This is a genomic window from Sphingomonas pituitosa NBRC 102491, from assembly GCF_001598435.1.
In the GTDB taxonomy this organism is placed as follows: domain Bacteria; phylum Pseudomonadota; class Alphaproteobacteria; order Sphingomonadales; family Sphingomonadaceae; genus Sphingomonas; species Sphingomonas pituitosa.
The window spans coordinates 44494-70985 of the sequence record NZ_BCYY01000020.1 but is presented as its reverse complement, the minus strand read 5'-3'; the positions used below and the strand labels follow the sequence as shown (position 1 = coordinate 70985).

The following is a 26492-nucleotide window of genomic DNA, read 5'->3' as shown; positions in this document are numbered from 1 at the left end:
TGGGAGTCGATGCGTCTTTCGAGCCTTGCCGACTATGCCGTGGTGATGCTGGCCGCCGCCGCGCGCCAGTGCGGCGCGTCGTGCCGGCTGAATGCGACGCTGCTGGCGAGCGAAACCGGCCTCCCGCTGCCCACCGTGCAGAAGCTGGTCAGCAAGCTTTCCGCCGCGGGCCTGATCGAGAGTGCGCGCGGCACCGGCGGCGGCTTCCGCCTCGCCCGGCCGCCCGCGGCGATCAGCCTTGCCGACATCGTCGAAGCCATCGAAGGGCCGATCGCGCTGACCGTGTGCGTCGATTCGGCCCGGCATGACTGTGCGGTCGAGGGCAATTGCCGGGTGAAGCCGCATTGGGGCGTGGTGAGCGACGCGGTGCGCTCGGCGCTCGCCCAGGTCAGCCTTGCCAGCCTGAGCAATCCGCCGGCGCTTGCGGGCGCCGCTGCACCGGTGCATGGGCACGCGCCTTCGCCTCCCGACCTTTCTTCTTCCCCTTCTCCGGCGCTTGTCGGGGAAAGCCAGGTAACGTTCTGATGGCCACCAAGAATGCCGAGGCGCTCGCCGCCGCGAACAAGAAGTATGAATGGGGCTTCGCCTCGGACGTCGAACAGGAGTTCGCGCCCAAGGGGCTGAGCGAGGATACCGTCCGCTATATCTCGGCCAAGAAGAACGAGCCGCAATGGATGCTCGACTGGCGCTTGAAGGCGTTTCGCCTGTGGCAGACGCTGGAGGCGCCGGACTGGGCCAAGCTCAACGTGCCGCCGATCGACTATCAGGACGCGTATTATTACGCCGAGCCGAAGCAAAAGAAGACGATCGCTAGCCTCGACGAGCTCGATCCGGAAATCCGCCGGACGTATGAGAAGCTCGGCATCCCGATCGAGGAGCAGAAGGTGCTCGCCGGTGTCGAGGGATCGCGCAAGATCGCGGTCGACGCGGTGTTCGATTCGGTCTCGGTCGCGACGACCTTCCGCGCGGAGCTGAAGGCGGCGGGCGTCATCTTCCTGTCGATCAGCGAGGCGATCCGCGAATATCCCGAGCTGGTCCAGAAGTGGCTCGGCAAGGTGGTGCCGCAGCGCGACAACTACTTTGCCACGCTCAACAGCGCGGTCTTCTCCGACGGCACCTTCGTCTATGTGCCGGAGGGCGTGCGCTGCCCGATGGAGCTCTCCACCTATTTCCGCATCAACGCGGAGAATACCGGCCAGTTCGAGCGCACGCTGATCGTCGCCGACAAGGGGGCGTATGTCTCCTATCTCGAAGGCTGCACCGCGCCGATGCGCGACGAGAACCAGCTGCACGCAGCCGTCGTGGAGCTGGTCGCGCTCGACGATGCCGAGATCAAATATTCGACCGTCCAGAACTGGTATCCGGGCGACGAGAACGGCGTCGGCGGCATCTATAATTTCGTGACCAAGCGGGCGCTGTGCCAGGGCCGCAATTCGAAGGTGAGCTGGACCCAGGTCGAGACCGGATCGGCGATCACCTGGAAATACCCGAGCTGCGTGCTGGCGGGCGAGAACAGCGTCGGCGAATTCTATTCGGTGGCGGTGACCAACAATCGCCAGCAGGCCGATACCGGCACCAAGATGATCCATCTCGGCAAGGGCAGCCGCTCGACGATCGTGTCGAAGGGCATCTCGGCCGGGCGCAGCGACAACACCTATCGCGGCCTCGTCCGCGTGGCGGCGAGCGCGGAGAATGTCCGCAACTTCACCCAGTGCGATTCGCTGCTGCTCGGCGACCAGTGCGGCGCACACACCGTGCCGTACATCGAGGTGAAGAACCCCTCGGCGCAGATCGAGCATGAGGCGACCACCAGCAAGATCAGCGACGACCAGCTGTTCTATGCGCTCCAGCGCGGGCTGGACCAGGAGGCTGCTGTCGCGCTGATCGTCAACGGCTTCGCGCGCGAAGTGCTGAAGCAGCTGCCGATGGAATTCGCGGTAGAGGCGCAGAAGCTGCTCGGCATTTCGCTCGAAGGTTCGGTGGGGTGATGCAGCCTGCCATCCATCTTCGCCGTCATCCCCGCGAAGGCGGGGATCCATTGGGGTTGCGGACGCGGTTCTTTCCGCGAACGTCCTGGCAAATGGATTCCTGCCTTCGCGGGAATGACGAAATGGGCGTCGCTCAGCCTGCGCTCATGCGCGGCATTGTAGCGACGACGCAGGGCCGCGTTCCGGGCCCGCAGGAGTATCGTGCATGTTGAACGCCCTTCTCGCCGCTGCCTTCGCCCTCCAGGGGGGTGTCGCGGTCGACAGCGCGTCGCAGTTCGGCGCGGCGACCAACCATGCGCGCTGCATCGTCCGCGCGATCGGCGTGGCGCCGGCGGACGCGGGCGCGCGCACCGCCAAGGTCGCCGGTGCGATCAAGCAGTGCCGCGACTTCCTCGATTCCGATTTCCAGGCCGGCCGCCTGCTGCTCAACGATCGGCCCTATCAGCCGAGCGCCTGGCGCAAGCTGACCCCGGTGCTCGATGCGATCGAAGCCGACATCAAGGCCAGCGTCACCGCGCCCAAGCAGTACAAGATCATGTGGAAGCTGCCCGACGGCGCCCTGGTCGATGCCTATGGCGCGGGCGCTCCGCCCAAGACCCTTTCTCTCGTGACCGTGGCGATCTGAACCCCATGCTGAACATCCAGAACCTGCACGCCGAAATCGACGGCAAGGAAATCCTCAAGGGCCTGACCCTGTCGCTGAACGCGGGCGAAGTGCACGCGATCATGGGGCCGAACGGCGCCGGCAAATCGACGCTGGGCTACGTGCTGGGCGGTCGTAATGGCTATGAGGCCACCAGCGGCAGCGTTGATTTCGACGGGCAGGATCTGCTGGAACTGGCGCCGCACGAGCGCGCCGCCGCCGGCCTGTTCCTCGGCTTCCAGTACCCGGTCGAGATCCCCGGCGTGTCGAACGTCCAGTTCCTGCGCGAGGCGGCAAACGCCCAGCGCCGCCACCGGGGCGAGGCCCCGCTCTCGGGTGCGGAGTTCCTCAAGCTGGCGCGCGCCCAGGCGGCGGCGCTCGGCATGGATGCGGAAATGCTCAAGCGGCCGGTCAATGTCGGCTTCTCGGGCGGCGAGAAGAAGCGCAACGAGATGGTGCAGATGGGGATCCTCAACCCCAAGCTCGCCATTCTCGACGAGACCGACAGCGGCCTCGACATCGACGCGCTGAAGGCGGTGGGCGAAGGCATCAACCGGATCATGCGCGCGCCCGACAAGGCCGTGCTGCTGATCACCCATTATCAGCGCCTGCTCGACTATGTGAAGCCGGACTTCGTCCATGTGCTCGCCGATGGCCGCATCGTCCGCTCGGGCGGGCCGGAGCTGGCGCACGAACTCGAGCGCGAAGGCTATGGAGCGCTGGCGGCGTGACCGTGCTCGACCTCCCTTCGACGCGCCAGGAGGCATGGCGCTGGGCCGACATGGCGACGTTGCGCGCCGCCGCAGCCCTGCCGCCGACGCCCGCCGGCGTCGACCCGGCGGACCTGTTCCTCGACATTGACGGCCCGCGCCTGTGCTTCGTCGACGGCGTGTTCGAACCCGCGCATAGCCGCCCGGGCCCGGTGGAAGTGACGCGGCAGATCGCCGCGACCGACCATCCGCTCGGCAGCCTGGCGATCGGCGAGGGCTGGGCGCTTCACCTCGGCCCCGAGCATGCCGCGACCTGCATCCAGATCGTCCATGTCGGCACCGGCGGCGAGAACCATGTGCCGGCGCGCATCCTGCTCGCTGACGATGCCGTGGCGACGGTGGTCGAGACCTTTGCCGGCACCGGCTGGGCGAACCGGCTGACCGCGATCGCGCTCGGCAAGGGCGCGCGGCTGATGCGTTCGGTGCGGCTGGTGCAGACCGGCGGCTTCGTCTCGATCCGCGACGAGGCGGAAATCGGCGAGGCGGCGAGCCTGGTGTCGATCTTCCTCGGCGCCGGCGGGATGGGCAGCCGGATCGACGGCGCGCTGACGCTCACCGGCAAGGGCGCGTTCGCCGAGATGGGCGGCGCGCTGCTCACCAGCGGCACGCAGCGCCAGGAAGCCGCGGTCGCGGTGCGGCACGAGCAGATCGAAGGCACGTCGCGCCAGATCTGGCGTGCGGTAGCCGCTGACCAGTCGGCAGCGAGCCTCGCCGCCCGGGTGGAAGTCGCGCGCGGTGCGCAGCAGACCGACGGCGAACAGTCGCTGCGCGGGCTGCTGCTCCAGCGCACGGCGACGGTGAACCTCAAGCCCGAACTCGAAATCTTCGCCGACGACGTGAAGTGCGCGCACGGCGCGACGGTGGGCGAGCTCGATCGCAACGCGCTGTTCTACCTCCAGAGCCGCGGCATCGGCGAGGCGCAGGCCAAGGCGCTGCTCACCCACGCCTTTGTCGCCGACGCGCTAGCCCGGATCGGCGAGGAGCCGGTGCGCGACGCCTTCGCGGCCGATGCGGCCCGGTGGCTGGAGGCGGCGCTGTGATCGTGCTGACCACCGCCGCCCCGCTCGACGTGCTGGCGGACTTCCCCGCGATCCCGGCCGGCTGGGCGTATCTCGACACCGCCGCCACTTCGCAAAAGCCGCGCCCGGTGCTCGATGCGATCGCGCGCGGCTATGGCGAGACCTATGCCACCGTCCATCGCGGCGTGTACCAGCGCTCGGCCGACATGACGCTCGCCTTCGAGGCAGCGCGGGCGCGGGTGGCCAAGTTCATCGGCGGCCGCACCGAAGAGGTGGTGTTCGTCCGCGGCGCGACCGAGGGAATCAACCTCGTCGCGCAGTGCTGGGCGGCCACCCAACTAAAGGCCGGCGACCGCATCCTGCTCTCGGCGCTCGAGCACCACTCGAACATCGTGCCCTGGCAGATGGCCGCCGAGAAGGTCGGCGCGGAAATCGACGTGGTGCCGCTGACCGAAGATCACCGCATCGACCTCGATGCGATGGCGGCGATGCTCACCGAGCGGCACAAGCTGGTAGCACTCGCCCATGTCTCGAACGTGCTCGGCTCGGTGCTCGACGCCAGGCGCGCGACCGAACTGGCGCACGGCGTGGGTGCGAAGATCCTGATCGACGGTTGCCAGGCGGTCGCGCGGCTGCCGGTCGACGTCGCCGCAATCGGCTGCGATTTCTACGTCTTCTCCGGCCACAAGCTCTACGGCCCGACCGGCATCGGCGTGCTGTGGGGCCGGTACGACCTGCTCGATGCGATGCCCCCCTATCAGGGCGGCGGATCGATGATCGACCGCGTCAGCTTCGCCAGGACCACCTATGCCCCGCCGCCGGGCCGGTTCGAGGCGGGCACGCCGCACATCGTCGGCGTGGTCGGGCTGCATGCGGCGATCGACTATGTCGACGACATCGGGCTGGAGCGCATCCATGCCCACGAGGCCGCGCTGGTGACCAATACGCGCGCGGCGCTTTCGGGAATCAACAGCGTGCGGCTGTTCGGGCCGGCGGACAGCGCCGGCATCGTCAGCTTCGCGGTGGAAGGCGTGCACCCGCACGACGTCGCGACGATCCTCGACGAGGGCAATGTCGCGATCCGCGCCGGGCACCACTGCGCCCAGCCGCTGATGGAGTTGCTGGAGGTCCCCGCCACCGCGCGGGCGAGCTTCGGCGTGTACAACGGGCCGGCCGATGTGGCCGCGCTCGTGAAGGGTATCGAACGAGTGACGAGGATCTTCGGATGAACGAAGAACGCAGGATCGTGGTGGAAGAGGTCGACGCGGTCGAAGCGCCGCCCAAGGCGCGCGTCGACGATGCCGTTGCGGAACCCACCGAGCGCAAGCGCGACTATCTCTCCGGCTTCCTCTCGCAGAAGGTCGAGGCGCCTTCCGCCGGTGAGCCGGGCGGGCCGCTGTACGAGGCGGTGATCGACGCGCTCAAGGAAATCTACGACCCCGAAATCCCGGTCAATCTCTACGACCTCGGGCTGATCTATGGCGTCGACATCACCGCCAACGGCCATGCCGCGATCACCATGACGCTGACCACGCCGCACTGCCCGGTCGCCGAATCGATGCCGGGCGAAGTCGAGCTTCGCGTGAGCGCGGTGCCCGGCATCGCGACGGCCGAGGTCAACCTCGTCTGGGATCCGCCCTGGGACCCGCAGAAGATGAGCGACGACGCCAAGCTCGAACTGGGGATGCTGTGATGACCACCGCGGCCACCTCCCGCCAGCGCCCCGCCGCGCTGCTCCTGACGCCCGCCGCCGAGGCGCGCATCGCCGCGCTGATGGCGAAGGCGCCGGACGGCACGGTCGGCGTCAAGCTCTCCACCCCGCGCAAGGGCTGTTCGGGCCTCGCTTATTCGGTCGACTATGTCAGTGAAGCCAAGCCGTTCGACGAGAAGATCGAAACCGCGGGCGGCACGCTGTTCGTCGATGGCGGATCGGTGCTCTACCTGATCGGCTCGACGATGGACTGGGTGGAGGACGATTTCACCGCCGGCTTCGTGTTCACCAACCCCAACGCCAAGGGCACCTGCGGCTGCGGCGAAAGCTTCATGGTCTGAAACCGGACCGCATCGATGGGAGGTCCGCGCTGCCACCTCCCATCGTCACCCCGGCGAAAGCCGGGGTCCATTGGGGTCTCCGCCCCAGCTCTTTCTCCAGCCGAGGGGCGAATGGATCCCGGCTTCCGCCGGGATGACGGCTGAAGGCGAGGGCGCTCGCGTCAACGACCCTTGGTATAAGCGCGCTGGCTGGGGTAGATCTGCCGAAATGACTCAGACTGCGGACGATGCCGCGCTGCCGATCCGTGTGGCAGCGCTCTACCAATTCACCCGGTTCGACGATCCGGCGGCGCTGCAGGGCCCGTTGGCGGCGCTCTGCTGTTCGCGCGGCGTCAAGGGCACGCTGCTGCTCGCGCGCGAGGGCGTGAACGGCACGATCGCGGGTAGCGATGAAGCGATCGCCGCGGTGATCGACCAACTCCGCGCGCTGCCGGGCTGCGCCGACCTTGACGTGAAGTACGCCCGCGCGCCCGAGCAGCCCTTCTACCGCATGAAGGTGCGCCTCAAGCGCGAGATCGTGACGATGGGCCAGCCGGACATCGATCCGCTCGCCAGCGTCGGCACCTATGTCGCGCCCGAGGACTGGAACGCGCTGATCGCCGATCCGAACACGATTCTGATCGATACGCGCAACGATTACGAGGTCGCCGCCGGCACCTTCCGCGGCGCGATCGACCCGCACACCAAGAGCTTCCGCGACTTCCCCGACTGGTTCCGCGCCCACCGCGAGGAACTGCTGGGCAAGGGCGAGACGCCGCCCAAGGTGGCGATGTTCTGCACCGGCGGCATCCGCTGCGAAAAGTCGACCGCGTTCCTCAAGTCCGAGGGCATCGAGGACGTGTTCCACCTCAAGGGCGGCATCCTCAACTATCTGGAAAAGGTGCCCGCGGCGAAGAGCCTGTGGGACGGCGAATGCTTCGTGTTCGACCAGCGGGTGACGGTGGGCCACGGCCTGGCGCCCGGCAGCTACGAACTCTGCCATGCCTGCCGTCGGCCGGTGAGCGTCGAGGACCGCCGCTCGGCCCGGTACGAGGCGGGGGTGAGCTGCGCGGCCTGTTATGACGAACGGACCGACGAGGACCGCGAACGCTACCGCGAACGCCACCGGCAGGAGCGCTTGGCCGCGACGCGGGGCGAGCCGCATGTCGGCAAGGTCTATCCGGCGGGGGATGGGGAAGGCTGACGTGCCGCCGGCCGAAGTGCGTCATCGCGTTGGTCGGCTTACGCCTAATTGCCGACGTTCGTTCCTGACTGCATCATGCTTCAATGAATGAAGCATCAAGCCCCTGCTGTTGCGCATCCCTGCCGGACTTAGCCGCAGTGCCGATGGGTGGCGACGGTCTCGACGAGCGCGTGTTTGCGACCGTCGAGAATGTCGTCGATCATGGTGGAGACGCTTGGTGGCTACATCTCTCACAGTGTCAGGCCTGCGGGCAGCATTGGATGATCGCTCAAGAAGAACGCATCTTCGATGAGCACTTTCTGCGACGTGTAAACGTTAATGAGGCCAACTGCATCTCCACTAATGGCGAATGGCCGGCCGAGTTTCTTAGCTACGAGCGCGTGCTCCAGACAGGACACGCCATGGGCATTCGCCCTTGCGTCTTCCTTGAGCCGCTCTCTCCGTCGCTGACGTGGACTGCAGAAGACCTACGGAAGGAGCGACCCGACATCTCAGCGGAGGAGGTCGCGCTTCTGTTGGGTGTCACCGCGGCGCAAGCGAAGCGGCTCTTGGCATCCAAGCCCGTGAGGCGTGGCTCGTGGTGGCAGCGTACGCGCCGTTGTCTGGGCTTTTAGCGTCTCCTTGGCGAGCCAGGATGTCCGCTAACCACCCAGTTTCAGTCGTTGGAGGCTTGCCGCGAAGGTGCCCTGCCTAGGTCGTCGGAAGCGGACCGGCGATCCCAGTCGGCCAATGGAACATTACCCCACCCGAGGCTGCGGCGCCGCCCGCGCGCGCAGGCGCAGCGCGAGCGCATAGATGATGACCGCCACACCGGCGAACAGGAACCACTGCACCGCATAGGCGAGGTGGTTGTTCGGCACGCTGGCGATGTCCGGCGGGGTGCTCGGCTCCAGCCCCGGCGCGGCCTGGTCGGATACCAGCATCAGCGGCCGTGGGGCCGGATCGAAGATGCTCGCGATCAGCGGGCGGTGATCGGGCGCGCGGGTGAGGGTGCCGCTCACCACCCCGCCGGGCCAGCGCGGGCGGAACATGGGATCGCGCGTCACCCCCATGTCGACCAGCAGCGTGGCATCGGCATGGGTGCGGCAGGTGGCGATCTGCCGCCAGCCCTGCATGCCCTTCACCCCACGCCCGCCCTGGCGGGTCCAGCCGGTGACCGACTGGCAGGCGCTGCGGGCATGGCGGAACAACAGCGAGGCGTCGGCCGCGCCGCTCTCGATGGTGACGGTCGGCTGCATCGTGTTCGCCGCGAACACCGCCAGCGCGCTCTGCTTCTGGCTCCGCCGGTCGAGCTGCCAGAAACCGAGCGCGATCATCGCCGCCACCGCGAGGCCGACGAGTAGGGTGGGGAGCAGCGGCACGCGGCGCATGTCAGTCCTCGGCGATCCGGCCCTCATGGGCGCGGTTACGATATTCCAGCGCGAGCAGCAGCCCCTTCGCCACCCGCAGCGATCCCACCACCATGCCCAGGGTAACCAGTGGCCAGAGCAGCAGGTGGAGCCAGACGGGCGGGGAGAAGGTGAACTCCAGCCACAGCGCGAGGATCGTCACCAGCGTGCCGATGCCGAGGGTGAGGAACACCACCGGGCCGTCGCCCACGTTGAATGCGGAAAAGTCCAGCCCGCAGGCCGAACAGCGATCCGCATAAGCCAGGAAACTGCGGAACAGCGTCTTGGCGCCGCAGCGGGGGCAGCAGCCATAGAGGCCGGATGCGATCGGGGGCGGCAACGCAGCGCTGCCGCCCCCGGTGGGATCGGGTTTCGGATCGGCCACGTCAGCCGGCGTGGACCGGCGCGCCCCAACCGCCCCAGACATAGATCGACGCGAAGAGGAACAGCCAGACGACGTCGACGAAGTGCCAGTACCAGGCAGCGGCCTCGAAGCCGAAATGCTGGCGGGGGGTGAAGTCGCCGCGATAGGCGCGCACCAGGTTCACCACGAGGAAGATCGTGCCGACGATCACGTGGAAGCCGTGGAAGCCGGTCGCCATGAAGAAGGCGCCGCCATAGCTCGAGCCGCCTTCGCTCGCCGCCTTGAAGGGGAAGGGAGCCTCCATATACTCATAGGCTTGGAGGCAGCTGAAGATCGCGCCCAGCACCACGGTGAGCCACAGGCCCTTCTTCACCGTATCGTTCTCGCCGACGCCGATCAGGCCCCACAGGCCATGCAGCGCGCCGCCGCGCTCGTTGTGGATCAGCCCGTGATGCGCCCAGGTGACGGTGCAGCCCGAGCAGAGCAGGATCAGCGTGTTAAGCAGCGGGAACTGCCAGGCGTCGAGCACCTCCATGCCCTTGGGCGGCCAGGTGCCGCCGACCGCCTCGACCGTGGAGGGGAACAGCGAGAAATCGAACCAGGCCCAGAACCAGCCGACGAAGAACATCACTTCGGAGGCGATGAACAGGATCATGCCGTAGCGAAGATGGAGCTGGACGATCGGCGTGTGATCGCCGGCATGCGCCTCCTGGATCACCTTGCCCCACCAGCCGAACATGGTGAGCAGGATCAGGGCGAAGCCGGTGGTGAGCACCAGCGTGCCGTTCGCCATCTTGTGCATCCACAGCACGGCGCCCGAGGCGAGAATCAGCCCGCCCAGCGAGCCGAGTAGCGGCCAGATGCTCGGCGGCAGGATATGGTACTGGTGGTTCTTTGCTCCAGCCATGGGCGTATCCCAATCCTCTCTCTATTTTGCGCGATGCTAGCTCGGTGTCTTCGGTGAATCCACTGGATAAAATGTATAGGACAAGGTGATCTCCTCGACGTCGCGCGCGTCGGGATCGTTGAGAATTTTCGGATCGACGAAGAAGATCACCGGCATGCGCACGGTTTCGCCCGGCTGCAGCGTCTGCTGGGTGAAGCAGAAGCACTGGATCTTGGTGAAATATTTGCCGACCTGCGCGGGCGTGACGTTGAACGTCGCGGTGCCGGTGAGCGGGCGGCTGAAGGTGTTGGTGGCGGTGAAGAACGCCATGTCGCGGCCGCCGATGTCGATCGTGTCGGCGCGGCGCTCGGGGACGAACTTCCAGGGCAGCTTGGGGCTGACATTGCTGTCGAACGCCACCGTGATCTTCTGGCCGGTGGCACCGGGCGCGCGCAGGCCGCGCTGGGTGGTGCCGTTGAGGCCGGTCGCCTCGCAGAACATGCGGTAGAGCGGTACCGCCGCAAAGCCGAGCCCGGTCATGCTGCACACCAGCACGGCACCCATCAGGCCTACGCGCAGGTTGCGGCTGATCCTCATCCGCCATGCCCCAGCTGCATCTTCACGATCGAGATCGCGAACACCAGCACGACGAAGCCGCCGAGCAGCAGCGCCATCACCCGCGCGCGGGCGCGCTGGCGGGCGCGGATCAGCTCCAGCTCCGATGCCGGCATCCGCAGTACATCCTCTCCGCGTGAGTCGTTCATGCCACCCACCTGTCGATCACCAGCGCGCCGAATAGCACGAAAAGGTACAATATCGAGAATTTGAACAGGCGCTTTTCCGGGATCATACGGTCGTCGGCCCCGGAGCGGCGCGTGGCGACCTGCACCGCCATGGCGAGGAAGATACCCGACATCAGCGCGGCGGTGAGGCCATAGACCATGCCGCTCAGCCCCAGCGGCCACGGCGCGGCGGCGGCGGCGATCATCGGCAGCGTGTAGAGGCCGATCTGGATGCGGGTGGCACGCTCGCCCGAGACCACCGGCAGCATCGGCACGCCGGCATTGGCGTAATCGGTCTTCACGAACAGCGCGAGCGCCCAGAAATGCGGCGGTGTCCACAGGAAGATGAGCGCGAAGAGGAGCAGCGGCAGCGTCGCGACGTCGCCGGTGGCGGCGGCCCAGCCGATCAGCGGCGGAAACGCGCCGGCAGCGCCGCCGATGACGATGTTCTGCGGCGTCCGGCGCTTGAGCCAGATCGTGTAGACGAACACATAGAACAGGATCGAGACCGCGAGGATCAGCGTCGCCACGAGGTTGATCGCGACATACATCAGCACGAGGCTGAACACCGCGAGCCCGACGCCGAAATGCAGCGCCGACTGCCGCTCCATCCGACCGGCGGGGAGCGGGCGGCCCTGGGTCCGCTTCATCTTGGCGTCGAGATCGGACTCATACCATTGGTTGAGCGCCCCCGCCGCGCCGGCGCCCAACGCGATGCACAGGATCGCGGTGAAGCCGAGCACCGGGTGGATCGGCACGGGGGCGGCGAGCATCCCGCACAGCCCGGTGAACACGACGAGCGTCATCACGCGCGGTTTGGTGAGGGCAAGGAAATCGCGCCAATCGGCGGGCATTGCGGGATTGGCGTTGGTTACGGACATCATCGGTCCCGATATACGGCGCTATTCAGGCGCGTGAAAGAGGCCCGTCAGCCGAGCCGCTTGGCGTTAGCCCGCACCTTGCGGCGATAATGGCGCAGCGTCTTGCTGGCCTGAGCTTCGGGGGTGCTGCCGAGTCGGCCGGTAACGGCGGCGACCTGCAGCTCCCAAGCCGCCTGCATCTTCTCGGTCACCATGTGCTGCGCTTCCGCCGCCGCGTTGGGGCCGCCGGCGGCAAGCTTCGCCATGCGAAGGCCGATTACGGTGGAGGCCTCCATGCTCAGCATCCAGCTGTCCATGCCGATCTTCATCCAGTCCGAAAAAGGCGAGTTGCGCATGGGGGTACTCCAGGGGTGCCGCGCAGGTTGAACGCGCCAGCATCAGCGTTGGGGCCGGCATAGGCGTTAAATCGGATCCGGTATAGCCAAAGGAGGTTTACGGAAGGTGCCCCCTGCGCTTCGGGCGCGCGCGGGATGCGCCCATCGGCGGCAGCGCCAGGTAAAGAAAAACGCCCCGGAGGTGTGCCCCCGGAGCGCTTTCCGCTTGTCGGCCCGGACCGGATCAGTCGATCTTGGGCAGCGTCTCGAACTGGTGGAAGGGCGGGGGGCTCGACAGCGTCCATTCGAGCGTGGTCGCGCCTTCGCCCCAGGGATTGGCTTCCGCCTTCTTGCCGGCGAGCAGCGAGTATATGATGTTCACGAAGAACACCGCCATGCCGGCCGCCATCACCATGTAGCCCACCGTCGCCATGTGGTTCCAATAGGCATATTGGTCCGTATAGTCGGGGATGCGGCGCGGCATGCCCTGCAGGCCCAGGAAGTGCATCGGGAAGAACAGCAGGTTCACGCCGGCGAAGAACACCCAGAAGTGCACATGGCCGAGCACTTCGCTGTACATCTTGCCCGTCATCTTCGGGAACCAGTAATAGAAGCCCGCGAACAGGCTGAACACCGCGCCCAGCGACAGCACATAGTGGAAATGGGCGACGACGTAATAGGTGTCCTGCATATAATCGTCGACGCCGCCATTGGCGAGGACGACGCCGGTCACGCCGCCGACGGTGAACATGAAGATGAAGCCGATCGCCCAGACCATCGGGGTCTTGAAGCTGATCGATCCGCCCCACATCGTCGCGATCCACGAGAAGATCTTCACGCCGGTGGGCACCGCGATCACCATCGTCGCTGCGGTGAAGTACATCTTCACGGTGACCGGCAGGCCGGTGGTGAACATGTGGTGCGCCCAGACGACGAAGCCGACCAGGCCGATCGCGACCATCGCATAGGCCATGCCGAGATAGCCGAACACCGGCTTGCGGCTGAACGTCGCGATGATGTGGCTGACGATGCCGAAGCCCGGCAGGATCATGATGTAGACTTCGGGGTGGCCGAAGAACCAGAACAGGTGCTGGTAGAGCACCGGATCGCCGCCGTACTGCGGATCATAGAAGGCGGTGCCGAAGTTGCGATCGGTGATCAGCATCGTGATCGCCGCGGCGAGCACCGGCAGCGCCAGCAGCAGCAGGAAGGCGGTGACCAGCACCGACCAGGCGAACAGCGGCATCTTGTGCAGCGTCATGCCCGGTGCGCGCATGTTGAAGATCGTCGTGATGAAGTTGATCGCGCCGAGGATCGACGCCGCGCCCGCGAGGTGGAGCGAGAAGATCGCGAAATCGACCGACGGCCCCGGCTCGCCATAAGTGGAGAGCGGCGCATAGACCGTCCAGCCCGTGCCCGCGCCCACCCCGACGAAGGGCGAGAGCATCAGCAGCACGAAGCCCGCCACGGTGAGCCAGAACGAGATGTTGTTCATCCGCGGGAAGGCCATGTCCGGTGCGCCGATCATGATCGGCACGAACCAGTTGCCGAAGCCGCCGATCATCGCCGGCATCACCATGAAGAACACCATGATCAGGCCGTGCGCGGTGATCAGCACGTTCCAGAAGTGCATTGCCTCGTCGAACGTGCCTTCGCCGTGCAGCTTAGCGACCCACCAGGGCAGATACTGGATGCCCGGCTGCATCAGCTCGGCGCGCATCACGCCCGAGATCGCGCCGCCGATGATCCCGGCGAAGATCGCGAAGATCAGGTAGAGCGTGCCGATGTCCTTGTGGTTGGTCGACATGAACCAGCGGGCGAAGAAGCCGGGCTTGTGATCGGCATCATGCTCCGCGTGCGAGTGATCGTGCGCGGCGGTGTAGGGGAGCGCGGTATCGGTCATGGCTCAGTTGCCCGTGTTGCCGGCGCCGGCGGGGTTCGCGGTCGCAGGCTTGTTGGACGGTGCCGGGGTGGCGGTGGCATCGACGGTGGGTCCGGCCTCCGTCGTGCCGTTGGCGGTGGCGTCGGTCGCGTCGTTGCCCATGGCGGTGGTGCTGGCCGGCTCGGCCTTGGCGCCCGGCATGGTGCCGCCCTTGGAGGCGACCCACTGCGCGAACTTGGCGGGGCTCACCGCCTCGACCGCGATCGGCATGAAGGCGTGGCGAGCGCCGCACAGCTCGGAGCACTGGCCGAAATAGACGCCTTCCTTCTGGATGATGAAGCTCGTCTCGTTCAGCCGGCCCGGGATCGCGTCGAGCTTGATCCAGAAGGCGGGCATCGCCCAGCTGTGGATTACGTCGGTCGCCGTCGTCACGAGGCGGATCGGCACGCCGACCGGCAGCACCACGCGCTGATCGGTGGCGAGCAGGCGCGGGCCATCGGCGTCGGTGCGATAGCGCTGGTCCTTGCCGACCTGGCCCTCTTCCTTGAGCATGTTGGCGGTCAGCTGGATATTGCCGTTGTCCGGATATTCGTACGACCAGAACCACTGGTTGCCGATCGCCTTCAGCGTCACCGCACCCTTGGGCGCCGGCTTGAACTGCGCGGCGAGCAGCTTGATCGAGGGGATCGCGATCGCCACCAGGATCAGCACCGGCGCCAGCGTCCAGACGATCTCGATCGCGGTGTTGTGGCTGGTGCGCGACGGCGTGGGATTGGCGGCGCGGCGGTAGCGGATGATCACCCACACCAGCAGCAGCAGCACGAAGATCGAGATGATCGTGATCAGCGGCAGCAGGATCGTGTTGTGGAACCAGTGCGCCTCCTGGCCGGTGGGCGTCACCTGCTGCTGGAGCGAAAAGGCCTTGTCGACGGGTTCGCCGACGCCGGGTACAGCCTGATGCAGCGGCTTGCCGGCGGCATCGAGCGTCGGATCGGCGACCTTAGCGGCGGACGCCGCGGGTGCGGCTGCTGCCGGCGACGCGGCAGGGGCGGGGGCGGCAGGTTGCGCCGATCCCGGGGAAGCGAAGGCCAGACCAGCGGCCAGCAAGATCGTCGGTACCAAGAAACTGCGCATAAGGTGTTGTCACCCCTCTCCAGGAACGCACAACCGGGGCATCCTAGCGGCCCTTTGAACCAAAGGTATAGCTGGGAAAAGGCCATGCTCAACCTTTTTCGCGCGCGGTTGCGGTAGCAGCGCCCGCCACTTAAAGGATCGTTCCACCGTTGACTTCAGGAGCCCAGACATTGACCGGAGACGCCATCCTCGACGAATTTCGCGACGCAGGCGCGTTGCTTGAGGGGCATTTTATCCTGTCTTCGGGTTTGCGCTCTCCCGTATTTCTCCAGAAGATGCGTATTTTCGAAGATCCAGTACGTACCGAACGCGTGTGCGGCGCGCTGGGCAAGCTGATTCGCGAGACCTTCGGCGAGGTCGACATGGTCGTGTCCCCCGCGATCGGCGGCATCATCCCCGGGTATGAAACGGCGCGGGCGCTGGGCTGCAAGGCGGTGTTCGTCGAGCGCGAGGACGGCGAATTCCAGCTGCGCCGCGGCTTCGAGATTCCCGAAGGCGCCCGCGTGGTGATGGTGGAGGACATCGTGACGACGGGTCTTTCCTCGCGCGAGTGCATCGCCGCGATCCAGAAGCACCCCGGCACGCTGCTGGGCGCGGCCTGCATCGTCGATCGCTCGAACGGCAAGGCCGATGTCGGCGTGCCGCTGATCGCGCTGACCAAGCTGGACGTGCCGGCCTATCCGGCGGACCAACTGCCGCCCGAGCTGGCGGCGATCCCGGCGATCAAGCCCGGGAGCAGGGCCATCGTGGCATGACCGGCAAGCTGCGCCTCGGGGTCAATATCGACCATGTTGCCACCGTGCGGAATGCGCGTGGCAGCGGCTATCCCGATCCCGTGCGCGCAGCGCTGCTGGCGGCGGAAGCCGGGGCGGACGGCATCACCGCCCATCTGCGCGAGGATCGCCGGCACATCACCGACGTCGATATCGCCCGGCTGGTCGCCGAGCTTACCGTGCCGCTCAACCTGGAGATGGCGGCGACCGAGGAGATGCTGGCGATCGCGATTCGCCACCGCCCGCACGCCGTCTGCATCGTGCCGGAGAAGCGCGAGGAGCGCACCACGGAGGGCGGGCTCGACGCGGCGGGCATGTTCGACCAGCTCGCGCCGATGGTGGCCAAGCTGCGCGACAACGGCAGCCGCGTGTCGCTGTTCATCGAGCCCGAGGCACGGCAGATCGATGCCGCCATCCGACTCGGCGCGCCGGTCATCGAGCTGCACACCGGCGCCTATGCCGAGCTGGTCGGCGAAGCGCTGGCGGCGGAGCTGAAGCGCCTGTCCGATGCGGCGGCGCTGGCGGCGCGCAACGGCATCGAGCCGCATGCCGGCCACGGCCTCACCTTCGACAATGTCGTGCCGATCGCCGCGATCCCGCAGGTGATGGAACTCAACATCGGCCATTTCCTGATCGGTGAAGCGATCTTCGACGGGCTGGGGCCGGTCGTCCGGCGGATGCGGGATCTGATGGATTCGGCGCGGTGAGCGCATGATCCTCGGCCTCGGCTCCGATCTCTGCAACATCGAGCGGATCCAGAATTCGCTGGATCGCTACGGCCAGCGGTTCGAACAGCGGGTGTTCACCGATCTGGAGCTCGCCAAGGCCGCGAAGCGACCGCACAATTACGCTGCCACGCTCGCCAAGCGCTTTGCGGCGAAGGAGGCATTTTCCAAGGCGGTCGGAACCGGCTTCAAACGCGGCGTGTTCATGAAGGACATCGGCGTGGTTAATGCACCGTCCGGCGCACCCACGCTCGCGCTGACCGGCGGCGCCAAGGCGAGACTTGACGCCATGACGCCCGCGGGACACGTGGCCAAGGTGCATCTGACGCTCACGGACGATCAACCCTGGGCGTTCGCGATGGTGATGATCGAGGCCGTGCCGGCGGAAAAGGAATGATGATGGGGGTGGACGAACTGGTGTTGCGCAGCAAGCGGAGCGAGCGACGCCAGAGCGCCACCCGGCAAGGCACCGACTGGTGGGCCGAACTGCGCGGTCTCGTCTGGCTGGTGCTGGGCGTGCTGGCCTTCCACAGCCTCATCGCCAAGCCCTTCTACATCCCGTCGGAATCGATGCTGCCGAACCTGCGGGTGGGCGACCAGCTGATCGTCAGCAAATATCCCTATGGCTATTCCTTCGTCACGCCGACCTTCCACCTGCTGCCGCCGATCCCCGGCCGCATCCTCGGCCGCCTGCCGGCGCGCGGCGACATCGTCATCGTCACGCCGCCGCAGCACAGCACCGATTACATCAAGCGCGTGATCGGCCTGCCCGGCGATACGATCGCGGTGCGCGACGGCGTCGTCTGGCTGAACGGCGTGGCGGTGCGGCGCGAGCCGCTGGGCGACCGGCTGGTGCCGATCGACGGCAACACCCGCTGCGACCCCGATCCCGAGCGTGGCGGCTCGATCTTCTACGAAGGCCGCCGGGTCGTGCACCAGGGCAAGGCCTATTGCAGCCTGACCCTGTTCCGCGAGACGCTGCCGAACGGCGCCAGCTACGACGTCGCCGATCTGGGCGACTCCGCCGGCGACAATTTCCCGCCGACCGTCGTGCCGAAGGATCATGTGTTCCTGATGGGGGACAATCGCGACAACAGCGCCGACAGCCGGTTCGGCCTGGACCAGGGCGGGCTGGGCGGCCCGGTGCCGTGGGAAAATATCGGCGGCCGGGCCGAATTCATCACTTTTTCGCGCGACGGCTCTTCCACCTGGAACCCGCTGACGTGGTTCACGGGTTTCCGTGGGGACCGGTTCGGCATTTCGCTGCACCCTACCCACGAGGATAAATGAGCAACGATCCGCTGGAGTCCGCGCGCGTCCGCGTCGTGCGCGAGCCGGGCCCGAACGAGTTTCGCGACCCCGCAACCCGCGCCGAGTTCAAGAAGGCGGCCGTCTGGCTGGGCATGGCCGTGGGCATCGCGCTCGTCGTGCTGCTGGTCCAGCCGCTGCTGATCATCTTCGGCGGCCTCGTCTTCGCTTCGATGCTCGACGGCGGCGCGCGCTTGATCGGCAAGGTGCTGCCGATTCCGCGCGGCCTGCGCATCGCGCTGGTGCTGCTGCTGGTCTTCGCCTTTTTCGGCCTCGTCTTCTACCGCACCGGCATGCAGATAGCCGATCAGGCGGAGCAGTTGCGCACCACGCTGGAGGCGCAGGCCAATCGCGTTGCGCGCTGGGCCGCGGACATGGGGCTGATGCCAGGGCGGTCGGACCTCAACGGGCTGGTCCGCGAGGGGCTCGGCTCGATCGGGCGGCTCACCACCGCCGTGGGCACCGCGATCGGCGCGGTCACCAGCATGATCATGATCCTGATCATCGGCCTGTTCGTGGCGCTGGATCCCCGCATCTACGAGCGCGGGCTGCAATGGATGGTGCCGCTCGACCAGCGCCATGCCTTCGCGCAGATGCTGGGCGGCATGGCGACGACGATGCGCCGCCTGCTCGCCGGCCGCCTGCTCGGCATGTTGTTTGAAGGCGTGCTGACCTGGATCTTCCTCAGCATCGCAGGGGTGCCGATGGCGCTGCTGCTCGGCATCATCACCGGCGTTCTGGCCTTCATCCCCAATGTCGGCGCGATCATCTCCGGCGTGCTGATGGCGGCGGTGGGGTTCAGCGCGGGCCAGGAAACCGGCATCTGGGCGCTGATCATCTATTTCGCGGTGCAGAATTTCGACGGCTATGTGGTGATTCCGATGGTCGCCAAGCGCACCGTCGATCTGCCCCCGGCGCTGACGCTCTCCTCGCAGATCCTGGCGAGCACGCTCTTCGGCATCCTCGGCCTGGCGCTGGCCGATCCGATGGTGGCGATGATCAAGGTCGCGCTGGAGAGCAACGCCCGCCAGAACGGCAAGAAGCCGAAGGGCGAAGACCATCCCGACGAGGATTGAGCCCATGCTGGTGCTGCACGATTATTTCCGCTCCTCGGCGGGCTACCGGGTGCGGATCGCGCTGAACCTGAAGGAGGTGGGCTATGTCCGCCACGAGGTGCCCCTGCTGGAAAATGCCCAGCGGAGCCCCGAGCATCTCGCGCGCAACCCGCAGGGACTGGTGCCCGCGCTGGAGGCGGAGGGGCGGGTGTTCACCCAGAGCCTGGCGATCCTCGACTGGCTCGACGCCCGCTATCCCGAGCCGCGGTTGATCCCGGTGGACCCGGACGCGCGGGCGGAAGCGCTGGCGCGGGCAATGGTGATCGGCATGGACATCCACCCGATCAACAACCTGCGGGTCATGCGCTATCTCGAGCAGCAGGTGGGCGCCGGCGCGGAAGCCCGATCGGCCTGGACGGCGCACTGGATGACCGAGGGGTTCACGGCGCTGGAGGCGATGGTTCGCAATGCCGGCGGCGGGGGCCCTTTCCTCGGCGGTGCCGCTCCTGACGTCTCCGACTGTTTCCTCGTGCCCCAATTGTTCAACGCCCGGCGCTTCGCCGTGCCGCTGGATGCCTATCCTCTCCTGCTGCAGGCGGAAGCGGCGGCCGTCGCGCATCCGGCCTTCGCCGCCGCCCATCCGGATCGAGTCGCACCGAATGCTTGAAAGACTGGGGTGCGCCGTCGCGGCGCTGTGCGTGGCGGCGCCGGCCATCGCGCAGGAATCGGGGCCGACCGAGATCATCGTCACCGGCCGCGGGCTCGACGTGCCGCCGGGCGACGCCGCCTATGACGTGGTAACGATCGACCGGGCGCGGCTGGCCGACACGGCGAGCAACCGGATCGAGGACGTGCTGGCCGACGTCGCGGGCCTCGCGCAGTTCCGGCGCTCCACCTCCACCTCCGCGCATCCGACCAGCCAGGGCATCACGCTGCGCGGACTGGGCGGCAATGCCTCCAGCCGCGCGCTGCTGCTGCTCGACGGCGTGCCGCAGACCGATCCGTTCGGCGGCTGGGTGCCGTTCCCCGCCTATATGCCGGGGCGCCTGGCCGGCGTGCGGGTGACGCGCGGCGGCGGCAGCGGCTTTGCCGGGCCCGGCGCACTCGCAGGAACCGTCGAACTGGAGAGCGGCACCCCGGCCGAACTCGGCACGCTGAACCTCGCCGGTTTCTATGGCAGCCGCGACAGCGTCGACGCCAGTGCCGTGGCGGCGGTGCCGGTGAACGGCGGGTTCCTCACCCTCGCCGGGCAATATGGCCGCAGCGACGGCTTCGTGCCGATCGTCAACCCCGGCCGCGTCGACCGCGCCGCGCCGTACGAGCAGGCAAGCGTCGCGGTGCGCGGCGTCGCCGATCTGGGGGGCGGCACCGAACTCCAGACCAACGTCTCCGGCTTTATCGACCAGCGCGACCGCGGCACCGCCTTTACCGACGTGCGGAGCAAGGGCGCCGATGCCAGCCTGCGCCTCGTCCGCCGCGGCAACGGGCAGAAGGGCGAGTGGGGCTGGTCCGCGCTTGCCTATCTGCAGGTGCGACAGTTCGAGAGCGGCTTCGCTAGCATCTCCGCCGCGCGCGACACCGTAAGTCCCGTCGTGCAGCAGGACGTCCCGGCGACCGGCATCGGCGGCCGGATCGAAGTCGCACCGCCGGTCGGCGGGGGCGTGACGCTGCGGCTGGGCGGGGATCTTCGCCGCGTTTCCGGCGAGACGCGCGAGCTCTACACCTTCGTCGGCACCAGTCCGACGCGGCGGCGCGTCGCGGGCGGCGCGAGCCTCACCACCGGCGGCTTCGCCAATGCCGGCTATTCCGGCGGGGGATGGACGCTGGATGCCGGCGGCCGGCTGGATCATTGGACGATCACCGACGGCAGCCTGGTCGAGGTGCCGCTGGCATCCGGTCCCGTCCTCACCGACACGCGCTACGGCAACCGCCATGGCTGGGAGCCGACCGGGCGGCTGGGTGCCGCCTATGCGCTGGGCCCGGTCACGCTGCGGGCCGCGGGGTATCGGGGGTGGCGCCTGCCGACCCTGAACGAACTCTACCGCCCGTTCCGCGCCGGGGCGGACGCCACGGCGGCGAATGCCGGCCTCGATCCCGAGCGGCTATGGGGCGGGGAGCTCGGCATCGATCTGCGCCCCGCGCCGGATCTCGTCGTGCGCGCAACCGGCTATTGGAACCGGCTGGACGGCGCGATCGCCAATGTGACGCTGGCGCGCGGCCCGGGGACCTTCCCCGGCGTCGGCTTCGTCTCTGCGTCTGGCGCCTATCGCCAGCGGCAGAACCTCGACGCGGTGGAGGCAAAGGGCATCGAGCTGGACGCGCGGTGGTCGCTCGGCGCGTGGAGCCTGGCAGGCTCCTGGGCCTATGCCGATTCCCGCGTGCAAGCCTCGGGCGCCGCGGCATCGCTCGACGGGCTGCGACCGGCGCAGACGCCGCGCTTCCAGGGTTCGGCGACGCTCGCCTGGCGGACGGCGCCGGCCAATGCGTCGATCACCGCGCGTTACGCGGGCGAACGGTTCGAGGACGACCAGAACAGCGCGCGGCTCGATTCAGCCTGGACGGTGGATGCCACGTTGGGCGTGCCGGTCACGGGGAGGCTGCGGGTCGAGGGCCGGGCCGAGAACCTGTTCGATGCCGAGGTGCAGGCGGGAATCAGCGGCGGCGGCGTCATCGAACGCGCCACCCCGCGCACGCTTTGGATCGGGCTGCGCTACGCGATGCGCTGAGGCGTGCGCCGCCTCCAGCGCGCGCGGCGGGCCGGGCCGGGCTGGCCCTCTACTTGCGGTTTGCCTTTGTAACGCCCAAATCGCTGCCGGAATAAACCGCAATGTGTTGCGAAACACCCTGATGTCGCGCGACGCGCCGGAGAGCCGGGAGCGCCGATCCGCGGAAGAGTGAGAGTGTTTCGGTCTTTTCGGTGGCGCTTTTGAATGGATTGAACAGGCAGGCTGGGGACGCTTCGGTGAACACGCGCATGGCCGAAGCAGCGGTTCCGGCTGCACCCGATCTGGCAGGGCTGGAGCCCGTCGAGAAGATCAAGCGCCGCTGGCCGATGTGGCTCGGCGGCGCGCTCACGCTGCTGATGGTGGTGGGGTTGGCGCGCGAGCTGTTCGGCGGCGGGGTTGCCAAGCTCGCCATGCCCGCCGATCCGCGCTTCTACGTCGTTTTCCTGTTCTATTACATCTGCTCGCCGACCTTCGACTTCATCATCTTCCGCAAGCTGTGGCGCATTCCGATCGACGGGATGATCGCGCTCCACAAGAAGCGGATCGCGAACGAAGTGCTGCTCGGCTATTCGGGCGAGGCCTATTTCTACGCCTGGGCGCGCCAGCGCACGCAGATGGTGGCGGCCCCGTTCGGCGCGGTGAAGGACGTGACGATCCTTTCCGCCATTGCCGGCAACGCGATGACGCTGGCGGTGCTCGCCCTCGCGCTGCCGTTCGGCATCGACCTGCTGAAGCCGGCCGAGTTCAACACGCTGATGGGCTCGATCGCGGTGATCTTCGCGATGTCGCTGCCCTTTCTGATCTTTTCGAAGCGGGTCTTCTCGCTCCCCCGCGGACAGCTGTGGTGGGTGTTCGGCATCCACTGCGTGCGCATCATCACCAGCTCGGTGCTGGTCGCCTTCGCCTGGCATTTCGCGATGCCGCAGGTCTCGGTCGGCATCTGGCTGCTGCTTTCCGCCGGGCGGCTGCTCGCCTGGCGCCTGCCGCTGGTCCCGAACAAGGAACTGCTGTTCGCCAGCTTCGCCATCATGATCATCGGCCAGGGCGAGGCGCTGTCCGAGCTGATGGCGCTGATCGCCGGGCTGTCGCTGGTTGCCCATATGATCCTGATCGCGGGCTTCGGCCTGCATGCACTGCTCACGAGGAAAGACGCATGAACCGCTCCGCCCTTCTTGTCGCGACCGTGCTTGCTGCCACCGCCGCACCCGGCGCGTCGGCACAGGTGCTCGGCGAGGATGCCGCCGCCTGCAGCAGCGGGCGCGGCCCCGCCATCCAGGTCGAGGTCAGCGGCCTCAAGGATCGCGCCGGCCGGCTGAAGCTGGAACTCTACCCCGCGACCGAGGAGGATTTCCTCAAGGACGATCGCGACCTGGCGAAGGAAGGCAAGACCTTCCGGCGCATCTGGGCCGACACGCCGCACGCCGGCGCGGTGGTGATGTGCATCCGGGTGCCCGCGCCGGGCACCTATGCCGTGCTGTTCACCCACGACCGGGACGGCAAGAACAAGTTCGACTTCTGGACCGACGGCGCGGGCTTCCCGTCGAACCAGCGCCTCGGCCGCAGCCGTCCCAAATTGCGTCAGGCGATCGTGCACGTCGGGAACGGAGTGACCAACGTGAACATTCGAGCGCAGTATCTGCGCGGGCTCGGGGGCTTTGCGCCGCTCAACTGAGGGCCTGCATGCGCATCGTTGACGTCAACGAGTTCTACTCTCCCACGGGCGGCGGGGTGCGCACCTATCTGGACCGCAAGATGGGCCTGATGGCCGATCTGGGGCACGAGCTGATCGTCGTCGCGCCTGGCGCCGAGACGGCGGTGGAGGAGCGGCCGGGGGGCGGCGCGATCCACTGGATCAAGGCCCCGCCGCTGCTGCTCGACCGCAATTATCGCATCTTCGTCAAGGACGAGCCGGTCTGGGAAGCGCTCGACCGGCTCAAGCCCGACATCGTCGAGAACAGCTCACCCTGGCTGCCGGCCTGGACGGTGGGGCGCTGGCAGGGCGATGCGCTGAAGGTCTATTTCGCCCATGGCGATCTGGTCGGCACCTATCCGCAGCGCTGGCTCGACAGCGTCGCCACGCCGCTGCAGGTGGAACAGGCGTTCGGCTGGTACACCCGCTACATGGCGCGCTTCCTCAGCCATTATGATGCCTTCGTCACCAACGGCCCCGCGCTCGCCAAGCGATTCGAGCGGCGCGGGCTGAACGTCGATGCCTCGGTACCGCTCGGGATCGACCGCGGCTGGTTCTCGCCGGACCTGCGCGACGAGAAGCTGCGCGTGTCGCTGCTTGCCCAGCTTGGCCTGCCGCCGGAGGGGCATCTGCTGCTCGGCCTGGGGCGCCACCACAAGGAGAAGCGCTGGCCGCTGGTGATCGAGGCAGTGGAGGCGGCGGCGAACGATCTGCCGGTGGGGCTGATGCTGCTGGGCGACGGCCCGCAGCGGCACCAGCTGGAAGCGCTGATCGCCGACAGCCCGCACATCCGCATCTTCCGCCCGGTATATGACCGGCTGCGGCTGTCGCGCATCATGGCGAGCTGCGACGGCCTGATCCATGGATCGGATGCGGAGCCGTTCGGGCTCGTCGCATGGGAAGCGCTGGCCTCCGGGCTGCCGCTGATCGGGCCCGACGAGGGCGGTTTCGCCGAGATCGCCGATCCGCACTTCGCGGAAACCTACGCCGCCCGCGACACGCTCTCGGCTGCCGATGCCATCCGCCGCCTGTTCGCGCGCGACCAGACGATCCTGCGGCATGCCGCCCGGATAGGCGCAGCGAAGGTACGCAGCGACGCCGACCACGCCGCTGCGCTGATGGACTATTATGCCGGCCTGCTCGCCGCGCGCCGGGGCGGTGCCGCCGCGGAAACCGCCGGCGCCGCATAGACGGTGGTCGGCACGGTGCCGAGCAGATAGGTGCCGCGCACGCCGTAGCCGAGCCGGCGCAGATAGTGCTGGACCCGGGCCCGCACCGCCGGGCGCTCGCCGCGGAACGGCGTGCGCATCACCACCACCGCCGGCCGCTGCGCGAAGATGCGATCGACTTCGGCGATCTGGTCGATGCCCAGCGCACCGTCCTCCCGCTCGCGGGACAGGTGATCCGGGAACAGCCAGGGGCTCAGCGCGCAGCGCTCGGTCGCGCCGTAGAGCATCGAATTGCCCGAGTGCACGTACAGGCAGCCGCTGCCATGGCCGATCCCGTCGGCGATCGCCGCCAGCTGCGCCGCATTGCCGCGCTTGGCCTGCGCGACGACCACGCAGAGCGTGCCGGCTACCAGCGCCACCGCCAGTAGCGCGGGCGCGATCACGCGGCGGGCGCGGCGGTCCTGCGCGAAGGTCGCGGCACAGCACAGGCTGGCGGGTACCAGCACCGGCAGCGCGTAATGCGGGTACCAGGAACCGAAGACGAGCAGCCCGACCATCGCGGCGATCAGCCAGCCCATCAGCAGCCGCGCCGCCGGCGTTACCGCGCGGCCGCGCCGCAGCCGCGCCCAGCCGAGGCCGCTCAGCACCAGCAGCGGCGCCAGCGGTACCATCACTTCGAAAAAGGCGCCGACGAGATCGATGAAGGGATCGCCGCGGCGATCGAGGATCGAGCCGAAATTGGCATAGGCCCAGGCATCGAACTGGCCGAGCCACGCATAGGTTGCCGCAGCCAGCAGCGTGGGCAGCATCGCCATTCCGGCATAGCCCAGTCCGCGCCGTGCGATGTGGTGCAGCCCGGCGCCCAGCACCGCCTCGCGGCGGAGCAGCCAGAGGCCGAAAAACAGGCCTTCGAACAGCACGGTGTATTTCACCTGCAGGGCCAGGCCGATCAGCAGCATCGCCAGCAGGTTGCGACCTACGCGGACGGGGTCGCCGTCGCGATCGGTCGGCCGAGGCAGCAGCAGCGCGACCGCGCCTATGGTCAGCAGGTTGTAGAAGATCGGCGCCTGGCCGCCCTGGCCGTCGACCACGTTCAGCATGAGGATGTAGAGCAGCGCGGCCGGCAGCGCGCCGGCCTGCCAGCCCACCCTGTCGCTGATTCGGGCGATCATGCCCGCGGTCAGCACCACGCAGGCCAGCGCCATCAGCTGATAGGCAAGGATTCCCCAGGGCATTCCCAGCGCGGCGGCGGGGAGGTAGAGCAGGAACAGGCCGACCGGCTTGCGATCCCAGATGTCCACGAAGGGCACGGCACCGTGCAGCATCCGCTGGGCAGTGACCCAGTAGAATTGTTCGTCCACGGCCACGAGCGGGTTGCCGAAGGTGACGGCGCGAACCGCGACGGCGGTGGCGAACAGGACCAGCCAGCGCGGCAGTGCCGCTGCCGCCGCTCCCAGGCCCGCTTTGGGCGCACCGACGGCGACCGTAGCAACGCGCGTTGCCATCAGCGCGCCGTGCCTGGTTCGACGCCATGCGATGCCGTGCGGTCGTCACGGTGCGGCCGGGCCGTGCCCCGCGCAGTTCGAGATAGCTTCACGTACGCCTTCGTCTCTTTGCGGCCGGCGGGTTTCCCGTCCGGCAGGTGCGTTCCCCCATTTTCAACGCCCCAAATGCCGATTCGGGTCTTTGCCTAGCCGAGCTTTGTTCAGCTGTCACGAACACGACACCAATTGGCGGCACGGAGCGGCGGACCGAAAAAG

At 67.7% G+C, this 26492-nt stretch carries 29 protein-coding genes; 19 read left to right on the top strand and 10 right to left on the bottom strand.

Annotated elements, in window-relative coordinates; all coding sequences use genetic code 11:
* Nucleotides 1-9: 9 nt before the first annotated feature.
* From SPI01S_RS16050 to trhO, 9 genes are all read left to right on the top strand, one after another.
* The gene (locus tag SPI01S_RS16050) at nucleotides 10-525 is read left to right on the top strand and encodes an SUF system Fe-S cluster assembly regulator (protein ID WP_066724771.1); all 516 of its coding nucleotides are present in this window, start codon (nucleotides 10-12) and stop codon (nucleotides 523-525) included.
* A complete protein-coding gene (sufB, locus tag SPI01S_RS16045; RefSeq protein ID WP_066724768.1) occupies nucleotides 525-1988 on the top strand; it encodes a Fe-S cluster assembly protein SufB in 1464 nt (487 codons plus the stop codon). Before SPI01S_RS16050 ends, sufB begins: the two co-directional genes overlap by 1 nt.
* Nucleotides 1989-2193: 205 nt before the next feature.
* Nucleotides 2194-2613 (top strand): hypothetical protein, encoded by a 420-nt coding sequence (locus SPI01S_RS16040; RefSeq protein ID WP_066724765.1) that lies wholly within the window; start codon nucleotides 2194-2196, stop codon nucleotides 2611-2613.
* Nucleotides 2614-2618: 5 nt separating this feature from the next.
* Nucleotides 2619-3362, top strand: coding sequence for a Fe-S cluster assembly ATPase SufC (gene sufC, locus SPI01S_RS16035; protein ID WP_066724762.1), 744 nt, complete (start codon nucleotides 2619-2621; stop codon nucleotides 3360-3362).
* Nucleotides 3359-4441, top strand: a complete 1083-nt coding sequence (locus tag SPI01S_RS16030; protein WP_174539118.1) for a SufD family Fe-S cluster assembly protein — start codon at nucleotides 3359-3361, stop codon at nucleotides 4439-4441. The genes sufC and SPI01S_RS16030 overlap by 4 nt, the downstream gene beginning before the upstream one ends.
* A gap of 2 nt (nucleotides 4442-4443) precedes the next feature.
* Nucleotides 4444-5649: a cysteine desulfurase gene (locus SPI01S_RS16025; protein WP_157084747.1), complete on the top strand. Its 1206-nt coding sequence runs from the start codon at nucleotides 4444-4446 to the stop codon at nucleotides 5647-5649.
* Entirely contained in the window at nucleotides 5646-6113 is a 468-nt protein-coding gene (locus tag SPI01S_RS16020; RefSeq protein ID WP_066724758.1) for an SUF system Fe-S cluster assembly protein, read from the top strand. The genes SPI01S_RS16025 and SPI01S_RS16020 overlap by 4 nt, the downstream gene beginning before the upstream one ends.
* Nucleotides 6113-6472 (top strand): HesB/IscA family protein, encoded by a 360-nt coding sequence (locus tag SPI01S_RS16015; protein ID WP_066724755.1) that lies wholly within the window; start codon nucleotides 6113-6115, stop codon nucleotides 6470-6472. The genes SPI01S_RS16020 and SPI01S_RS16015 overlap by 1 nt, the downstream gene beginning before the upstream one ends.
* A 208-nt stretch (nucleotides 6473-6680) precedes the next feature.
* A complete protein-coding gene (trhO, locus tag SPI01S_RS16010; RefSeq protein WP_066724751.1) occupies nucleotides 6681-7655 on the top strand; it encodes an oxygen-dependent tRNA uridine(34) hydroxylase TrhO in 975 nt (324 codons plus the stop codon).
* 737 nt (nucleotides 7656-8392) lie between these two features.
* Here the strand turns inward: trhO and SPI01S_RS16000 are convergent.
* From SPI01S_RS16000 to coxB, 9 genes are all read right to left on the bottom strand, one after another.
* The gene (locus SPI01S_RS16000; protein WP_066724739.1) at nucleotides 8393-9025 is read right to left on the bottom strand and encodes an SURF1 family protein; all 633 of its coding nucleotides are present in this window, start codon (nucleotides 9023-9025) and stop codon (nucleotides 8393-8395) included.
* Between the two features lies 1 nt (nucleotide 9026).
* The gene (locus SPI01S_RS15995) at nucleotides 9027-9428 is read right to left on the bottom strand and encodes a DUF983 domain-containing protein (protein ID WP_245653626.1); all 402 of its coding nucleotides are present in this window, start codon (nucleotides 9426-9428) and stop codon (nucleotides 9027-9029) included.
* 1 nt (nucleotide 9429) lies between these two features.
* Entirely contained in the window at nucleotides 9430-10314 is an 885-nt protein-coding gene (locus SPI01S_RS15990) for a cytochrome c oxidase subunit 3 (RefSeq protein WP_066724737.1), read from the bottom strand.
* Between the two features lie 36 nt (nucleotides 10315-10350).
* Nucleotides 10351-10890 (bottom strand): cytochrome c oxidase assembly protein, encoded by a 540-nt coding sequence (locus SPI01S_RS15985; protein ID WP_066724735.1) that lies wholly within the window; start codon nucleotides 10888-10890, stop codon nucleotides 10351-10353.
* The gene (locus tag SPI01S_RS22400; protein ID WP_157084745.1) at nucleotides 10887-11057 is read right to left on the bottom strand and encodes a cytochrome c oxidase system small membrane protein; all 171 of its coding nucleotides are present in this window, start codon (nucleotides 11055-11057) and stop codon (nucleotides 10887-10889) included. The genes SPI01S_RS15985 and SPI01S_RS22400 overlap by 4 nt, the downstream gene beginning before the upstream one ends.
* Entirely contained in the window at nucleotides 11054-11959 is a 906-nt protein-coding gene (locus tag SPI01S_RS15980) for a heme o synthase (protein ID WP_066724733.1), read from the bottom strand. Before SPI01S_RS15980 ends, SPI01S_RS22400 begins: the two co-directional genes overlap by 4 nt.
* 44 nt (nucleotides 11960-12003) lie before the next feature.
* Entirely contained in the window at nucleotides 12004-12291 is a 288-nt protein-coding gene (locus tag SPI01S_RS15975; RefSeq protein ID WP_066724730.1) for a hypothetical protein, read from the bottom strand.
* A 223-nt stretch (nucleotides 12292-12514) separates the two neighbouring features.
* Nucleotides 12515-14173 carry a cytochrome c oxidase subunit I gene (gene ctaD, locus SPI01S_RS15970; RefSeq protein WP_066724727.1) on the bottom strand — a complete coding sequence of 553 codons (1659 nt, stop codon included), beginning with the start codon at nucleotides 14171-14173 and terminating at the stop codon, nucleotides 12515-12517.
* 3 nt (nucleotides 14174-14176) lie between these two features.
* On the bottom strand, nucleotides 14177-15286 hold the full coding sequence (coxB, locus tag SPI01S_RS15965) for a cytochrome c oxidase subunit II (protein ID WP_066724724.1): 1110 nt from the start codon (nucleotides 15284-15286) through the stop codon (nucleotides 14177-14179).
* A 170-nt stretch (nucleotides 15287-15456) separates the two neighbouring features.
* Between coxB and pyrE the strand changes: the two genes are divergently transcribed.
* The 10 genes from pyrE (at nucleotide 15457) to SPI01S_RS15915 (ending at nucleotide 24753) form a co-directional block, all read left to right on the top strand.
* Nucleotides 15457-16041, top strand: coding sequence for an orotate phosphoribosyltransferase (gene pyrE / locus SPI01S_RS15960; protein ID WP_066724721.1), 585 nt, complete (start codon nucleotides 15457-15459; stop codon nucleotides 16039-16041).
* The gene (locus tag SPI01S_RS15955; RefSeq protein WP_066724718.1) at nucleotides 16038-16766 is read left to right on the top strand and encodes a pyridoxine 5'-phosphate synthase; all 729 of its coding nucleotides are present in this window, start codon (nucleotides 16038-16040) and stop codon (nucleotides 16764-16766) included. Before pyrE ends, SPI01S_RS15955 begins: the two co-directional genes overlap by 4 nt.
* Nucleotides 16767-16770: 4 nt before the next feature.
* Nucleotides 16771-17181: a holo-ACP synthase gene (gene acpS, locus SPI01S_RS15950; protein WP_066724716.1), complete on the top strand. Its 411-nt coding sequence runs from the start codon at nucleotides 16771-16773 to the stop codon at nucleotides 17179-17181.
* 2 nt (nucleotides 17182-17183) lie between these two features.
* Nucleotides 17184-18074, top strand: a complete 891-nt coding sequence (gene lepB, locus SPI01S_RS15945; protein WP_066724829.1) for a signal peptidase I — start codon at nucleotides 17184-17186, stop codon at nucleotides 18072-18074.
* Nucleotides 18071-19168, top strand: coding sequence for an AI-2E family transporter (locus tag SPI01S_RS15940; RefSeq protein ID WP_066724714.1), 1098 nt, complete (start codon nucleotides 18071-18073; stop codon nucleotides 19166-19168). The genes lepB and SPI01S_RS15940 overlap by 4 nt, the downstream gene beginning before the upstream one ends.
* Before the next feature lie 4 nt (nucleotides 19169-19172).
* Nucleotides 19173-19814 (top strand): maleylacetoacetate isomerase, encoded by a 642-nt coding sequence (gene maiA / locus SPI01S_RS15935; RefSeq protein WP_084253512.1) that lies wholly within the window; start codon nucleotides 19173-19175, stop codon nucleotides 19812-19814.
* A complete protein-coding gene (locus SPI01S_RS15930) occupies nucleotides 19807-21873 on the top strand; it encodes a TonB-dependent receptor (protein ID WP_066724710.1) in 2067 nt (688 codons plus the stop codon). Before maiA ends, SPI01S_RS15930 begins: the two co-directional genes overlap by 8 nt.
* Nucleotides 21874-22121: 248 nt before the next feature.
* Nucleotides 22122-23030 (top strand): hypothetical protein, encoded by a 909-nt coding sequence (locus SPI01S_RS15925; protein ID WP_066724708.1) that lies wholly within the window; start codon nucleotides 22122-22124, stop codon nucleotides 23028-23030.
* Nucleotides 23027-23545, top strand: coding sequence for a DUF2141 domain-containing protein (locus SPI01S_RS15920; protein ID WP_066724705.1), 519 nt, complete (start codon nucleotides 23027-23029; stop codon nucleotides 23543-23545). Before SPI01S_RS15925 ends, SPI01S_RS15920 begins: the two co-directional genes overlap by 4 nt.
* Nucleotides 23546-23553: 8 nt before the next feature.
* Complete coding sequence (locus SPI01S_RS15915) at nucleotides 23554-24753, top strand: glycosyltransferase (RefSeq protein ID WP_066724702.1); 1200 nt, start codon at nucleotides 23554-23556, stop codon at nucleotides 24751-24753.
* Here the strand turns inward: SPI01S_RS15915 and SPI01S_RS15910 are convergent.
* Nucleotides 24690-26237: a glycosyltransferase family protein gene (locus tag SPI01S_RS15910; protein WP_066724699.1), complete on the bottom strand. Its 1548-nt coding sequence runs from the start codon at nucleotides 26235-26237 to the stop codon at nucleotides 24690-24692. The two genes, SPI01S_RS15915 and SPI01S_RS15910, sit on opposite strands and share 64 nt — an antisense overlap.
* Between the last annotated feature and the right edge of the window lie 255 nt (nucleotides 26238-26492).

What these genes read in the sequence shown, in the direction of transcription:
- ctaD (WP_066724727.1), bottom strand. Translation starts at nt 14,173, where the DNA reads ATGACCGATACCGCGCTCCCCTACACCGCCGCGCACGATCACTCGCAC.
- SPI01S_RS15940 (WP_066724714.1), top strand. Translation starts at nt 18,071, where the DNA reads ATGAGCAACGATCCGCTGGAGTCCGCGCGCGTCCGCGTCGTGCGCGAG.
- sufC (WP_066724762.1), top strand. Translation starts at nt 2,619, where the DNA reads ATGCTGAACATCCAGAACCTGCACGCCGAAATCGACGGCAAGGAAATC.
- coxB (WP_066724724.1), bottom strand. Translation starts at nt 15,286, where the DNA reads ATGCGCAGTTTCTTGGTACCGACGATCTTGCTGGCCGCTGGTCTGGCC.
- SPI01S_RS16040 (WP_066724765.1), top strand. Translation starts at nt 2,194, where the DNA reads ATGTTGAACGCCCTTCTCGCCGCTGCCTTCGCCCTCCAGGGGGGTGTC.
- SPI01S_RS16000 (WP_066724739.1), bottom strand. Translation starts at nt 9,025, where the DNA reads ATGCGCCGCGTGCCGCTGCTCCCCACCCTACTCGTCGGCCTCGCGGTG.
- maiA (WP_084253512.1), top strand. Translation starts at nt 19,173, where the DNA reads ATGCTGGTGCTGCACGATTATTTCCGCTCCTCGGCGGGCTACCGGGTG.
- acpS (WP_066724716.1), top strand. Translation starts at nt 16,771, where the DNA reads ATGATCCTCGGCCTCGGCTCCGATCTCTGCAACATCGAGCGGATCCAG.
- SPI01S_RS16050 (WP_066724771.1), top strand. Translation starts at nt 10, where the DNA reads ATGCGTCTTTCGAGCCTTGCCGACTATGCCGTGGTGATGCTGGCCGCC.
- SPI01S_RS15910 (WP_066724699.1), bottom strand. Translation starts at nt 26,237, where the DNA reads ATGGCAACGCGCGTTGCTACGGTCGCCGTCGGTGCGCCCAAAGCGGGC.
- SPI01S_RS15925 (WP_066724708.1), top strand. Translation starts at nt 22,122, where the DNA reads ATGGCCGAAGCAGCGGTTCCGGCTGCACCCGATCTGGCAGGGCTGGAG.
- SPI01S_RS16015 (WP_066724755.1), top strand. Translation starts at nt 6,113, where the DNA reads ATGACCACCGCGGCCACCTCCCGCCAGCGCCCCGCCGCGCTGCTCCTG.
- SPI01S_RS15975 (WP_066724730.1), bottom strand. Translation starts at nt 12,291, where the DNA reads ATGCGCAACTCGCCTTTTTCGGACTGGATGAAGATCGGCATGGACAGC.
- SPI01S_RS15985 (WP_066724735.1), bottom strand. Translation starts at nt 10,890, where the DNA reads ATGAGGATCAGCCGCAACCTGCGCGTAGGCCTGATGGGTGCCGTGCTG.
- lepB (WP_066724829.1), top strand. Translation starts at nt 17,184, where the DNA reads ATGGGGGTGGACGAACTGGTGTTGCGCAGCAAGCGGAGCGAGCGACGC.
- SPI01S_RS16020 (WP_066724758.1), top strand. Translation starts at nt 5,646, where the DNA reads ATGAACGAAGAACGCAGGATCGTGGTGGAAGAGGTCGACGCGGTCGAA.
- SPI01S_RS22400 (WP_157084745.1), bottom strand. Translation starts at nt 11,057, where the DNA reads ATGAACGACTCACGCGGAGAGGATGTACTGCGGATGCCGGCATCGGAG.
- SPI01S_RS15990 (WP_066724737.1), bottom strand. Translation starts at nt 10,314, where the DNA reads ATGGCTGGAGCAAAGAACCACCAGTACCATATCCTGCCGCCGAGCATC.
- SPI01S_RS15915 (WP_066724702.1), top strand. Translation starts at nt 23,554, where the DNA reads ATGCGCATCGTTGACGTCAACGAGTTCTACTCTCCCACGGGCGGCGGG.
- SPI01S_RS15920 (WP_066724705.1), top strand. Translation starts at nt 23,027, where the DNA reads ATGAACCGCTCCGCCCTTCTTGTCGCGACCGTGCTTGCTGCCACCGCC.
- sufB (WP_066724768.1), top strand. Translation starts at nt 525, where the DNA reads ATGGCCACCAAGAATGCCGAGGCGCTCGCCGCCGCGAACAAGAAGTAT.
- trhO (WP_066724751.1), top strand. Translation starts at nt 6,681, where the DNA reads ATGACTCAGACTGCGGACGATGCCGCGCTGCCGATCCGTGTGGCAGCG.
- SPI01S_RS15930 (WP_066724710.1), top strand. Translation starts at nt 19,807, where the DNA reads ATGCTTGAAAGACTGGGGTGCGCCGTCGCGGCGCTGTGCGTGGCGGCG.
- SPI01S_RS15955 (WP_066724718.1), top strand. Translation starts at nt 16,038, where the DNA reads ATGACCGGCAAGCTGCGCCTCGGGGTCAATATCGACCATGTTGCCACC.
- SPI01S_RS15980 (WP_066724733.1), bottom strand. Translation starts at nt 11,959, where the DNA reads ATGATGTCCGTAACCAACGCCAATCCCGCAATGCCCGCCGATTGGCGC.